General features: G+C 48.5%; 15 protein-coding genes and 1 tRNA gene. 6 read left to right on the top strand and 10 right to left on the bottom strand.

Translation table 11 applies throughout. The features are described 5' to 3' along the window. Window position 1: 1 nt before the first annotated feature. Entirely contained in the window at window positions 2–610 is a 609-nt protein-coding gene (locus IPL32_07435; protein ID MBK8465648.1) for a class I SAM-dependent methyltransferase, read from the bottom strand. A gap of 94 nt (window positions 611–704) precedes the next feature. After that, window positions 705–791 (bottom strand) — tRNA-Leu (locus tag IPL32_07430). 91 nt (window positions 792–882) lie between these two features. Here IPL32_07430 and IPL32_07425 point away from each other — a divergent pair. The 6 genes from IPL32_07425 to IPL32_07400 are packed head-to-tail and all read left to right on the top strand — an operon-like array spanning window position 883 to window position 4,083. Beyond that, entirely contained in the window at window positions 883–1,545 is a 663-nt protein-coding gene (locus tag IPL32_07425) for a YggS family pyridoxal phosphate-dependent enzyme (GenBank protein MBK8465647.1), read from the top strand. Between the two features lie 2 nt (window positions 1,546–1,547). Further along, a complete protein-coding gene (locus IPL32_07420; GenBank protein MBK8465646.1) occupies window positions 1,548–2,009 on the top strand; it encodes a hypothetical protein in 462 nt (153 codons plus the stop codon). Between the two features lie 4 nt (window positions 2,010–2,013). Next, entirely contained in the window at window positions 2,014–2,607 is a 594-nt protein-coding gene (locus tag IPL32_07415; GenBank protein ID MBK8465645.1) for a YggT family protein, read from the top strand. 3 nt (window positions 2,608–2,610) lie between these two features. After that, window positions 2,611–2,892 carry a YggU family protein gene (locus IPL32_07410; GenBank protein MBK8465644.1) on the top strand — a complete coding sequence of 94 codons (282 nt, stop codon included), beginning with the start codon at window positions 2,611–2,613 and terminating at the stop codon, window positions 2,890–2,892. Continuing rightward, entirely contained in the window at window positions 2,889–3,293 is a 405-nt protein-coding gene (locus IPL32_07405; GenBank protein ID MBK8465643.1) for a hypothetical protein, read from the top strand. Before IPL32_07410 ends, IPL32_07405 begins: the two co-directional genes overlap by 4 nt. A gap of 49 nt (window positions 3,294–3,342) precedes the next feature. Then, the gene (locus tag IPL32_07400; GenBank protein ID MBK8465642.1) at window positions 3,343–4,083 is read left to right on the top strand and encodes a YebC/PmpR family DNA-binding transcriptional regulator; all 741 of its coding nucleotides are present in this window, start codon (window positions 3,343–3,345) and stop codon (window positions 4,081–4,083) included. 14 nt (window positions 4,084–4,097) lie between these two features. Here IPL32_07400 and IPL32_07395 read toward each other — a convergent pair whose 3' ends face one another. The 8 genes from IPL32_07395 to IPL32_07360 all read right to left on the bottom strand — a co-directional run bounded on the left by IPL32_07395 (window position 4,098) and on the right by IPL32_07360 (window position 13,014). Continuing rightward, the gene (locus IPL32_07395) at window positions 4,098–6,407 is read right to left on the bottom strand and encodes a tetratricopeptide repeat protein (GenBank protein ID MBK8465641.1); all 2,310 of its coding nucleotides are present in this window, start codon (window positions 6,405–6,407) and stop codon (window positions 4,098–4,100) included. Window positions 6,408–6,500: 93 nt separating this feature from the next. Then, window positions 6,501–8,330: a hypothetical protein gene (locus tag IPL32_07390; GenBank protein MBK8465640.1), complete on the bottom strand. Its 1,830-nt coding sequence runs from the start codon at window positions 8,328–8,330 to the stop codon at window positions 6,501–6,503. A 96-nt stretch (window positions 8,331–8,426) separates the two neighbouring features. Then, window positions 8,427–8,693: a DUF2277 domain-containing protein gene (locus IPL32_07385; protein MBK8465639.1), complete on the bottom strand. Its 267-nt coding sequence runs from the start codon at window positions 8,691–8,693 to the stop codon at window positions 8,427–8,429. 3 nt (window positions 8,694–8,696) lie between these two features. Beyond that, complete coding sequence (locus IPL32_07380) at window positions 8,697–9,734, bottom strand: methyltransferase (protein ID MBK8465638.1); 1,038 nt, start codon at window positions 9,732–9,734, stop codon at window positions 8,697–8,699. A 133-nt stretch (window positions 9,735–9,867) separates the two neighbouring features. Beyond that, window positions 9,868–10,545, bottom strand: coding sequence for an alpha/beta hydrolase (locus IPL32_07375; protein MBK8465637.1), 678 nt, complete (start codon window positions 10,543–10,545; stop codon window positions 9,868–9,870). Then, a complete protein-coding gene (locus IPL32_07370) occupies window positions 10,538–11,260 on the bottom strand; it encodes a hypothetical protein (protein MBK8465636.1) in 723 nt (240 codons plus the stop codon). The genes IPL32_07375 and IPL32_07370 overlap by 8 nt, the downstream gene beginning before the upstream one ends. Further along, on the bottom strand, window positions 11,200–11,631 hold the full coding sequence (locus IPL32_07365) for an OsmC family peroxiredoxin (GenBank protein ID MBK8465635.1): 432 nt from the start codon (window positions 11,629–11,631) through the stop codon (window positions 11,200–11,202). The genes IPL32_07370 and IPL32_07365 overlap by 61 nt, the downstream gene beginning before the upstream one ends. 69 nt (window positions 11,632–11,700) lie before the next feature. Next, entirely contained in the window at window positions 11,701–13,014 is a 1,314-nt protein-coding gene (locus tag IPL32_07360) for a homogentisate 1,2-dioxygenase (GenBank protein ID MBK8465634.1), read from the bottom strand. Window positions 13,015–13,021: the final 7 nt, after the last annotated feature.

Raw genomic sequence — 13,021 nt, 5'->3', positions numbered from 1 at the left:
GCTATTTCTTTTGTATCACAAAAAGATATCGCTGGTCGGACATTGGTAAAAGATACTCGTTGTACTCAATTCTACATTTTTCTAATGCTGTTTTTAACGCCGGGCCTCCAAAGAAAAGGCATGAGCAATTCTTTGCCCATTTAATAAGGTGAGGCACCTTTTGCGAGAATTTATCTAACGCCCGGCACGTTATGTGGCTGACGTTAGGTTTTACTTCGCTAAATTGGCTTCCAACCAGCTCAACGCGATCTGTCAATTTGCATTCTGTTGCAACTTCTCGCAAAAACGCTATTTTTTTCTCTTTCGATTCGATCAATAGAGCTTTTAGATCATCGCGAACCAGCAAACACGGAACTGATGGCAATCCTGCGCCTGCGCCGACATCGGCAAACCTTGCGCCTTGCGGCAAATAATTGAGCAAAGTTAACGATTCGAGAATGTGGCGGATCGCAAATTCCTCAGGTGAACACGGCCCGACGAGATGCAGCAACGGATTATGCTCCATAACCAGATCAAAATAATCCGCAAGACGCTCAATTGCCTCATCGGGAAGCTCAAGCCCGAAGGCGGTTTGGTGAGTTTTTATTGCTTGGATAAATTCGTTTCGCACTGTGTAGAAGTTTCACGCAAAACCGCAAATAACGCAAAGCAAAAGGATAAAGGTATTTTTATCCTTTATCCTTCAGCCTTTATCCTTTGAAAGATGGTGCGGACGAATGGAATCGAACCATCACGGCCTCGCGGCCACAGGCTTCTGAGACCTGCGCGTCTACCAGTTCCGCCACGTCCGCATGTTGGGCGAACATTGATGATACGAATTCGCCCCGCAAAACTCAAGAATGAGGCGCCCAATTTGCTATATTTGATGTTGTGTCAGCCGATATAAAAACAAATTTGGATGAAGTTCGGCATAGGATCGCAGCGTCCGCAATGTGTGTCGGGCGAGATCCTGCTGAGATCAAGCTCGTCGCCGTTACCAAAACTCACCCAGCGTCTGTCTTACGCGAGGCGATAGACACGGGTATTGCCGTTTTTGGCGAAAACAAGGTTCAGGAAGCTGAGTCCAAGATCGTCGAGATCGGCCGCGATCCTGCGGAATGGCACTTGATCGGGCATCTGCAATCAAATAAAGCCAGAAAGGCCGTCCAGCTTTTTGATGTTATTCAGTCTGTCGGTTCGCTCGAACTCGCCGAGCGGCTGGAGCGTATTTGTATCGAAGAAGGCCGTGACGCTTTGTCGGTCTTTGTTCAGGTCGATCTTGCCGGTGAAGAAACAAAATCAGGCGTTGCCGAGAGCGATCTGGCGGAAGTTATAGCGTATTTGAAAACTTGTAAATGCCTACGGCTTGATGGTTTGATGCTTTTACCGCCATTCTTTGATGAACTCGAAAAGACGCGGTCGTACTTTAAACGTCTTCGTGCGATTCGCAATGAGTTTCTGCCCAACGGCGAGCTTTCGATGGGCATGAGCCACGATTTCGAGGTTGCGATCGAAGAAGGAGCAACAATCGTGCGCGTTGGCACCGCGATCTTTGGAGCGAGGTAGGTATGGAACTAAGTAAAACACAGAAAATATTGCTAGGCGTGCTTTCGGCATGGCCCTTTGTTTATATTTTCCTTTTCTTCATATTCATCTTTGGGCTGGTCGCGTTGTCCCCCGGCGGCCCCGGTGGTGGGAATGACCTTGATCCGTTCCTGGGCGGCGGTTTTGTCGTGTTGATGGTTGTTCACATCATTACGATGTTCTTGATAATGGCGTTAACAGTTTTTTATATCGTTCATGCTGTGAAGAATACAAAACTTGATAGCAACATGCGAATCATATGGATCGTTCTATTCTTTTTTGGCGGCATGATAGCTGAGCCGATCTACTGGTATCTACAGATTTGGAAAAAGCCTGAACCATCTATTGGTCAACTGAATGCGCAACCTGCGTCCACTTGGACAGCTGATGAGGACATTAGACAGGGATCCTACATTCCGCCGAACGAACCTCCAGATTGGCGTTAAATATATGCTTTCTACTTTATTTTATCCTGTTATTTTTTGGATCGTCTGGTCGCTGTTTGGCGTTTTTTTTGGCATGTTGATACTGCGGATGATCTTTAATTACACTGATCCAAATCCGTTTGGCAAGGTTGGTAGGTTTGGTTTTAAGGTGCGAAAGGCTACCGAAAGATGGGTCTATCCGGCAGCAAGATTTTTTGCGATGTACCGCGTCGACACGCGGCTCGCTCCTTTGCTGACGATGTTTATCGGGTTTATTTTGACCTTTTTTTTCGTGCAGATTGTTCACAACACTTTTTCGATCATAGACGGGTTGACTGAAGGTTTCGTAACAGCAAATCCGATGAAGATCACAGGGTGGATACTTTATGGGCTACTTAGTGTTTTAGTGCTTTTTATTTTTATCCGTTTTATCGCATCATGGTTTGTTTTTACGCGGAAAACGCTTCTCGGATTTGTAATGAAAGTGACCGATCCGATCATGCTGCCGGTTCAACGGCTTATCCCGCCGATCGGGATGTTTGATATTTCGGCGATGATCGTGCTTCTGCTGATTAGCTTTTTGCAGTCTATGGTATTAAAGATATTTGTCGTAGGGTGATGAATGAATGTTGTTAAAAAGGACGGATCTATCATTTTTGCAGTTCGTGTAGTGCCGCGAGCATCGAAAAGTCGGATCGTCGGCGAGCATGATGGCGCATTAAAAGTGCAGCTTATATCACCGCCCGTTGACGGCGCCGCAAACGCCGAGTTGATAAGATTGATGGCCAAACAATTTGGCGTTTCACAGAGCGACGTCGAGATCGTTGCCGGTGAAACTTCAAAGAGTAAGAGAATAAAGATCGCAAACATGTCACAATCGAAGTTTGAGGAAGTGATCAAATGAAAAGCCAAATTTCTTTTACGACGGATATTTTTGAAAGTAAGAATGTAAAACCTTATGGCAAAGATCTTGCCGAGTGGCTGATCAACGCATGTTGCGGACATGAATTCACATTCGGTGAGCCGTTTCAAGATGATTGGGGCTGGACGCTTTTGGCTGAGGCAAACGGTGAGAAATTTGCCGTCGGCTGCGCGATCATGGATAAGTCCATCGGCGACGAGCAGGCTGATTGGTTGATCACGATCGATAAAGAGCGCAGATGGAAAATGTTCGGGTCAAAGGACTCGGCTCTTCGATCTGATCTCTGTGATCTGATCCAAAATGTCCTACGCGACAAGCCGCACATCAGGGAAATTCGATGGACCGATCAAGTTGGTCATTTTGCACACAAAAAATTGGCGTGATATATTCTCTTATTCGATTTTAATTCAACAAAACAAAGGTTTCGAACACATGTCAGGACACTCCAAGTGGCACACAATTAAGCACAAGAAAGGCGCGACGGACGCCAAACGCGGCAAGATCTTTACCAAGATGATCAAAGAGATCACTGTCGCGGCCCGCACCGGCGGCACCGGCGACCTTGATTCGAACGCACGTCTTCGCAAGGCTGTTTCGGACGCCAAAGGCGCGAATATGCCGAACGACACCATCGACCGTGCTATAAAACGCGGCAGCGGTGAGCTTGAGGGGGCGAACTACGACGAGATCACATACGAAGGCTACGGCATCGGCGGTGTTGCCGTGCTGGTCGAGACAATGACAGATAACCGCAATCGAACGGTGGCCGAGATCCGTCATATTTTCTCTAAGAATGGCGGCAACATGGGAGAAGCAGGTTCGGTCGCGTGGATGTTTGATAAAAAAGGATATTTTGTCGTCGATAAAGCTGCTAAGGGAGAAGAAGAACTTTTCGATATCGTCATCGAGGCTGGTGCCGATGACATGAAGGACGAAGGCGACGTTTTTGAGATCTATACCTCGCCCGATAATTTTGAGGCTGTTTCCGATGCACTGAAAGCCGCTGGTGTTGAACCGCAGGCATCCGAGATCTCGATGATCCCGCAAAACTATATCCGGCTGGAAGGCGGCGATGCCCGCTCCATGATGAAACTTTACGAAGCATTAGACGACAACGACGACGTGCAAAAGGTCTATGCGAATTTTGATATCGACGAAAGCGAAATGGAATAGCGTAAACGCTGGCCTTATTTCGGTGCTTGTGCGGCTCGAAGTTTTTCCATCTGCCTTATAGCTGGTTCAAATGACGGATCTGCTGACACAGCCTGTTCAAATGCTTGGCGCGCTCCGTTAACATCACCTTGTTTCAATTTAATAATGCCTAATTGCGTAGCGACATCAGCTTGAGCAGGATTTAGTTGAAGAGATTTAGTCAGTGCTGCCGAGCCTTCCTGTCTTTTATCTAATCTTTCTGCAACAGCCCCAAAGTTGTTCAGCAGCCCAACGTCATTTGGCTTTATCTTTATCATCGCGTCAAAAGCGGTAAATGCAGCATCCCATCTTTCAGCTTTCACCGCGGCCTGAGCTACGTGTTGGTAAACCTCAAAACTCTTATCACCGAGATCGGCAACTTGAAGCCATGCATCGGTCGCGGCTTGCCAATTATTGTTTGATTCGTACACGGTTCCGGCAAAGACCATATTGTTATGCTGTTTATACATTTCGTCCGGCACTTTCGCGAGCAGTTTTTTGGCTTCGGCTTCACGCTTTTGGGCCCGATACATAACACCTAACGGAAACGTAACCTGTGGATCGTCCGGCCATTGGCGAATGGCTTCTTCAAATGAAGTTTGCGCCAATTGAGTATTTCCGGCTAACAAATACAATCGCCCAAGTGTTCGAGCAGGACCGCTTTCGCCTACAGAAGGAAAAACTCTCGTAAGAAATTGATTACTTCTAAAATGTGGAGGAGTCTCAACTGTGATCGGCTTAGGGTCAGTCCAGTTCATCTTAAGCCGTTGAACAATTTCCTGCATTGACGGATCGTTTCGAACAAAGATGATATGGGAATCATCATAGTAAACCGTGCTCCACGCGGGATCGTTTATCAATCGCTGAACGAGAACGTTATCGTTCTCGATATGACCGATGAGTGTAAATATGTTCAAGCGCGAGACGGTGTCGAGCAAACCCTCGCCAGTGGAGAAGATCTTTACGCCTTCAGCAATGGCGGACGGGCCATATACCTCAAGACGGCCGTCGATATACACGCTCTTCGGCCCATCTTTAAACAGCACGTAGGAACTCGCGCCCATTCCTGTTATCACTGGTTTAGGCAGTCCCTGACTTTCAACGAACTCCATCGCTTTTATCGGAACGCGACGCTCTGCGACACCGAAACCAAATCTCCGATCCGGATCGATGGTGCGGTAATAGTAGTTCGATACAATGAGCGGCACCATCACGACGAGAAAGAGCGCGCACACTCCGCGGACCATCCAGACAAGTCTAGACCGAACAGACAGACCGCCAAAATTCACCATGATGGATGCCCCTGCGACGATTCCAAACAGGGCGTTGTTGCGCTCGGCCATTATAGAAAGATAGAAAAATGCTGCCCAGAGCAAAAACCAACCTAGGGGGAGAGTTCGGCGTCGAAGCACAAACCCATATGCTGAAATTGCGATGACGACGAGATATGAAACAAAAGCAAGAGTAAGGGCAGGATTCGCAAAAGGACCTCGCAATTCGGTGATCAGCCCGCTCAAAGCGTTGTCGGATTGCATTTCGCGAAACAACTCGAAAGCAAATAGAGCTCCGTTAATGCCATATGGATTAACAAGACAGGCCAAGGACGTGGCAACCGAAATCAGGATCAACCACTTAACATTGCCGGATGATGCAGCTTCACCGTCGGCTTGCTGCCGGCCCATCATTTTATCTACCACCTCTGCTCCCGCAAACAGCCACAGGACGACCGGGCCGAGTATATAGATCGAATGTGAATTAACCCATATTATCTGTAGTAGCGGTAATGCAAAAAGCCAATGGGATTTTCCTGTCGTCTGGAAACGCCGTATCAACAGCAAATAAACAGCAAGCAGTACATATGAAACCAATTCCGGGCGTATCATTAGACGCTGATGCATCAATATCAGCGCAGAAAGCAATCCGATATTTACGGCCCATCGGGCCTCTTGCCGGCCGAATAGCCAAAGGCAAAAACCACCGATACTTAATAACACTACTTTTGCAGCGATCAGAGAATCAGGTCCCAGCCATTCATATATTAGGCTTATGACAACACAATAAAACCAACGAACCTCGGTCCAAATTTGGCCCGGAAACGCATAGCTGAACGGGTCGGTTGTTGGAAATCCTGTTTGCCTGACAAGTTGTCCCGCTTTGAGTTGCCACCAGACATCGTAAGCAACAATATGATGTATGGCAAACGCAAGAAAACAGAGAACTATTAGACCCAAAACGATGCGGTCACCATTTGCCTCGAGAACTAAATTATTCTTAGGCTCGACTTTGTTTTTGTCTTTTTCGCGCATTTACAGAATCTGAGTTCAACTGAAAGGTAAAAGTAACGATAACAAATCGTGCGGATCTTATTATAGATTGAAAAATGACCACTGATGCAATAACTACTTATTAAGAGAATCTAACAGTTTTGTTGCCTGAGCGCGGCTGGCTGTAGTTTTCTTGTCCTTGATAGACGCGGTCAGATCCATATATTCGTTAAGTGCCGTGCGGGCATCATCCTTGCGGCCCATTTCCTGATAAAGCATACCGAGCCGCAGGAAGACATCCTTTGATTCCGGAAGAAGCTCCTTTCTTGCTTGATCGCGGCCGTTTTCCAGTTCGGTAAGAGCGGCGTCCTTTTGGCCGCTCTGATACAGGATGACTGCGAGGTCGTTTGTCAGAGCTGCTGCGTAGATCGGCAACTTAATGCGTGCTTCGCTAAAGCTCTGTACCGCTTCCTGATATTTTTTCTGCTCGCTGTATGCAAGTCCCAGTGCCTCGTAGGCTTGATAGAGAGCATATGCTTCCACCTGTTCTCGTGGAAAATTTGCCGCCGCCTCCAGATCAGCCTGCGCTTTAGCATATTGTCTTGTTTTCAAATACACGCGTCCGCGTCCAATAAATCCGCGAGGCAGCGGCCTTTTCTCGATCGCGGCGGTGTATGCGTTTATCGACTCTTCATTGCGGTTTACCTCAGCTAGGGCATTTCCGTACTGCATCGAGGTAAAAGTGGAATTGTCGATACTTGATGTCCAGGACCATAATGTTAGGTCATTTTCCCAAGCGCGGTTGTACATAAAAGTTTGAACCGACAACAAAATGCTGATCGCAACACAGGCGGCCATAACGTAACGTTCGTCAAGAAATTTCACCGCAAACGGCACGATGAGCATCAACATCCCAAGCAGCGGCAGATACAAGTAGCGGTCATGTACCATCTGATCAGAAATGAACGCTGTTGCATTCATCGCCGGAATGAGCGGAAGCAGAAAGATCGCGGCGGCGAGCTTGCCTCGTGTATGTGATCTTACAAGGTAGAACAAAGCAGTGAGGGTCGCAGCGGTAACAACCAATGGAATAAAAAAGTTCTCCGCACCGATCTGCGATACAGGTTCGAGCGGATAATTTACGGCGATCGGGTATGGAAAGAAGATCTGCTTTAGATAGAAAGCAAAGATCGCCGGAATGCTCATCACAGCATTACCAATGCCAACCGCATCGTCCGGTGGGTGCGAAATAGCACCTAGTACTCCCCATCGCATGAGAAAGTAAACAATAGCTATCGTCGCAAAGGCGAGCAACGGTGTTTGTGCATCGATACGTTTCTTTTTCTTATTCTCGGCTCCGATGAAAACAAGATAATAGATAGGCAAGCAGATTATGCCGATCTCTTTTGCTCCGAGCGCCGCGGCATATAGAAGTATGGCTATAAACAGGTTGCTGTTCTTATTCGTCTCGGCATAACTTTGCGCGAACCAAAGCGACGCAAGAAATGCGAGCGAGAAAAGAAGGTCCGGCGATCCTGATATCCAAGCGACGGACTCGGTATGCACCGGATGAACCGCAAAGATAATCACGATCGCAAAAGCAGTCATCGCACTGAATGCCCAGCGGCGAAGCATCGCATACGCCATAACGCAAACTCCGCTGTGAAGGACAATATTCGTAATATGCCATCCGAGCGGACTGGTGCCGAAGAGGCGAAAGTTTATGATATGCCACAGCGTGAACGTAGGCCGCCAGTAATTGCTTGCCGCGATCGAACCGTCTCCCTTAAACGCCCATACGTCGGACGTAAGAGCTTTCCAGAGCAGACTGTTGTCCTGGATCAGCGTATTGCGCAATATCTGACGATTGTCGTCATATACAAATCCGCCGCCTACTGAGTTTGCAAAGACAACAAGACAAACTATCGCTATCGGAATTATCCATTTGAAATCGCTTTTTTCCATTTATCGCTATTTTGCGGTCAGATAGGCTCGGCTACAAGTTTAGAAGACTTTTCTCCAATTATTTCCACTGTGCGATCGTTCGATATTCGGCGAGTCCTATCCGAAACGTTTTACCGCACGAGCCTTTGCCCTTATGGCTTCAGTTTCACAATCTCGCGGCGGGGAAGTTGTAACTAGAGAGTTCAGCATTTCCTGAGCTGCTGCAGCGACACGTTCTACTGCTAGATGAAAGGCTTCTTCATTTGCCTGTGACGGTTTGTTCATTCCCGACAGCTTTCTCACAAACTGCAGCGATGACGCCTGGACCTCATCAGTTGTGGCTGGTGGATCGAAATTGAAAAGAATCTTGATATTTCTACACATAGATTATTTATAAGCGATACCGGCACTCGACGGGCCGGCCAAATGAATAACCTCGGTTCGCTTGAAACCAACCTCCTTACACCATTTGTCAAAATCCGCTCCGCTGTAATCAAATGCCTCGCCAAACTCGACAAGCATATTCAGCGACATCATTAGTCCGAAAGCATTTTCGCGTCGTGCGTCGTCGATCAAGGCTTCAATGACGATGAACGTTCCGTCTTCCGGCAGAGCGTCGTAAGCTTTTTGGATCAGCATCATCTTGTTCTCAAGATTCCAGTCATGGAGGATCATGCCCATCGTAATTACATTGGCTTTTGGCAGCGGATCGGTAAAGAAATCAATCGGAACGGCAGAAACTCTGTCGCTTAGTCCTGCTGCTTCTATCTTCTTTGCGGCTATGGCTGTCGCCGCGGGCAGATCTGCTGAAGTGCAAATAAGGTGCGGATGTTTCTGTGCAACGATCATCGATAAAGTCGCAGCCGCTCCACCGACATCGCAAAGCGTTTCATATTTGGAAAAATCAAACTTGTCCGCAAGCGCCGTAAAATTTCCAGCCGATATGCCCGCCATCGCGTCCATAAACTGTTCGAGACGTGCAGGCTCGCGGTAAAGCTCTTCAAAGACGCCTTCGCCGCCGTGCTTTGTCTCGTTTTGCGGCTTGCCGGTTTTAAGAGCCTCGGTCAGGTCGCCCCAAAACGGGTACAAACGACCGTTTGCCATTTCGAGAAATCCGCCCATAAAAGCCGGGCTGCTGCGGTCGAGGAAAAAGGCAGTTTCATCAGTGTTCCGATATCGCGAATCTGGGCCGTCACCATCGCGTTCGAGAAAGCGAAGTGCGACCAGCGTATCAAAAAAGTCGGGATTTGACCTTGGATGCAGACCGAGCACATTTTGAAGCTCCGCTCCGGTCATCGAACCATTACCCAGCTGCGTAAACACACCAAGTTCAACCGCCGACAGCAGTGTTTTGGCCGGCCAAAATGCCATGCCCGTTTCTAATATTCGTGCAGGTGATAGCCCGGATGCCCCAGCTTGTTCCATATTTTTGTCTCCTTAGTTTTGACTAAATAATACAGCAAAGGCAGATGGAAATGCGAGTTTCGGAACGCAGGCTGCCAGCCTGCGAGTGATTGATTTGACTGACCACAGGCAGAAAGGCTTCGTGTGTTCGGGCTCACGCTTCGACCCTATCTATCCACTCACGAGCCGAACGCGCCATTTCGACAAAAACATCTTCGTCTGACTGGCGCGTCTTTTTGAGAATTTTGTAGCCGTGGTCTGCGGTGTCGAGAAGGTGAAGCGTTGCGTTATCGCCGAGCTTTTTGATCAGAGGGCGAAATAACGCGAGTTCATTTAGTGTGTCCCGCGTTCCCGTGAGAAAGAGCATCGGAATTCTTACGGCGCTTAAGTGTGCGGCTCGCGAATCGTCCGGACGATTTGGCGCATGAAGCGGAAACGAAAAAAGTAAGAGACCTTTGACACCGTCGAGCGGAGATTCGGATTGCGCGGTCGTCGTCATCCGCCCGCCGAAGGAATGTCCGCCTGCAAGCAATGTAATTTTTGGTTCGATTCTTTTTGCGGCCGCGACCGCCGATCGAACAGTCGCTGTTGCGACTTTGGGCGAATCGACTCCGCTCGCCCCACGTTCCTTGAATGGAAAGTTGTAACGAAACGTCGCGATTTTCTGCTCGGCAAGATTCTCCGCGATCTTTTGCATTGATGCCGAACGCATATCCGCACCCGCACCGTGACCTAACACTAGCAAGTGCGTTGCACCTTTCGGCTTTATCAAGATTGCCGACACTTCGCCCTTATCGGATGTGGCGATAAATTTGAATTCCATATTACGCATCCTTTGGCATCTCAGGTTTCGGCAGACGTGCGAATTCGTCTTGAATCGCATGATACGGAATCGTCCACGCGGCATTCCCGTTGTCGCCAATGCTCAAGCTGACCATTGGGTACTCATCGATAAATTCAAGAGTCGCGCATTTGGGAATACGTGCCGACTGAAGGATTTCTTCAGCCAAACCACCATTCTTAGTCCAAATCTTGAAATATTTAGGTGAGGCTACAAATATCTCTTCGAACACGATTTCGCTCTGATGAATGAGACCAAACTCCAGAAATCCATCATTTTCCAATATGTCTTTATAGGATTCAAGAACGCCGACCGCGTCAGCTCGATACGTATAAGGACCAAATATGGGTTCTTCATCTTTCAGACCTATCAATGGAGATGCTATTTCAGGCAAAAGTGAGAAGCAGAGATTGCGGAATACTTCGAATACCTCAGGCGCATGGACATTTGCCTCGATATAAGCGTCGAATGCCTGTCCTTCAGCTTGCGAAATAATATATCCCGTCGTTATCTGAGCGCGAGAAACTCTTTCGAGAATCTCATCTGCATCTGCGGGTGGAATATCGTTTCTAGTTGGAAATCTTACACCCCGCGGAAAAATTAGTGGCTCAGATTTTAGTGTATTATTGTCCAAATCACTGAATATTATTTGAGTGTAGCGCTCAGGCTGATCACAGCCCCGGCAAGCACTTGCGAAACCGGGCATTTCTCTTTTGCCGTTTTGGCAATGGTTTGGAATTCATCGTCCGTGATATTCGGCACTTCGGCGATGGTTTCGAGGTCGATGTTTGGTATTACAAAACCATCGTCCTTTTTTTCGAGATGAACAACGGCCTTTGTCTCGACGCATGTCGGATGAAATCCTGCACGACCCAAAAAGCCGGTCAGAGCCATTGAATAACAAGCTGCATGAGCTGCTGCGATCAATTCTTCTGGATTTGTTGCCTTTGTATCGTCGCCGAATCGCGAGTTGAATGAATACGCGCCCTCAAAAGCACCGCTGCCGAGTTTTACATTGCCGCTGCCCTCGGTGATGCTGCCATTCCATTTTGCTTCTGATGTTCGTTTGATTCCCATTTATTTCTCCTATTACTTTTTACTGTAACTAGAATTATAAAACGGGATTTTCAGAAGCGCGAACTTGGTTCAAGGTTTAAAGTTCTTTCTTAGCCCGCCCCAAACTTCGTGGTAGGTCTTCTGCAACTGCGGACATTCCATTGCAAAACGCGTCGGGCGGATTATGTAGCGCGATTCGAACATAAACGCCATCGTGCCCTCGAGCTTTTGCGGAGCAAGCTTTGCATTCGAAGCTTTGTCAAAAGCGTCTTGGTCAGGGCCGTGAGCTGACATTTGGTTGTGGAGCGAGCCGCCGCCGGGCACAAAGCCTTCTTCCTTGGCGTCGTACTGGCCGTAGATGAGGCCCATGTATTCGCTCATTGTGTTGCGGTGATACCAAGGCGGACGAAACGTGTCTTCGCCGACAAGCCAGCGGTCAGGAAAGATCACAAAATCACAATTCCCTACACCTGCCTCGCCAGATGGCGAGGTCATCACCAAAAAGATCGACGGGTCGGGATGATCGAACGATATCGAGCCGATGGTGTTAAATCGTCTAAGATCATACTTATACGGCGCGTAGTTGCCGTGCCAAGCAACGACATCAAGCGGCGAGTATCCCATCTCACCCGACCAAAGATTGCCGCCGAATTTTGCAATGATCTCGCATGGCGCATCGCGATCTTCGTACCAGGCCACGGGCGTTTCGAAATCGCGCGGATTTGCTAACCCGTTCGCACCGATCGGCCCGAGGTCGGGCAAGCGAAAGTGCTGGCCGTAATTCTCACAGATATAACCACGAGCTTGGCGGTCACCAAGCTCTATGCGGAATTTCAAGCCACGCGGCAAGATAGCAATATCGCCCGGCCCGATCTGCATCGCTCCCAGCTCGGTCAAAATGCCGAGCCGTCCCATCTCAGGCACGATCAGCATCTCGCCGTCGGCGTTATAAAAATAACGGTCGCCCATGCCTTTGTTACATGCATAGATATGCACGGCGATGCCAACCTGTGAAAACAGGTCACCGTTGCCCGCAATTGTCGTTATGCCGTCGATAAAATCCGTCGGCTCGCTCGGTACAGGCATTGCGTCCCAACGCAGTTGGTTCGGCGTGGTTACTACTTCATCAAAAGGCGACGACCTGAACAGTGTGTCAGTACCTCGCACGTCAGTCAGGGCAACATAAGGCTGAAACGGGCTGTGCATTACGCTTGGCCTGATGCGATAGGTCCACGTTCGTCTATTATGTGAGCGCGGCGCGGTAAAAGCCGTCCCCGAAAGCTGCTCTGCATAAAGCCCAAGCGGCGCCTTCTGCGGCGAATTGCGCCCAACCGGCAAAGCGCCCTTTTCCGCCTCGGTCGCAAATTCATTTCCAAAACCTGTTTGATATTTGAGTTTCACAATAGATTTT

The organism is Chloracidobacterium sp. (assembly GCA_016711345.1).
Taxonomy (GTDB): domain Bacteria; phylum Acidobacteriota; class Blastocatellia; order Pyrinomonadales; family Pyrinomonadaceae; genus OLB17.
Note: the sequence above shows the minus strand (reverse complement) of the source record. Positions and strands in the feature narration are given on the sequence as shown.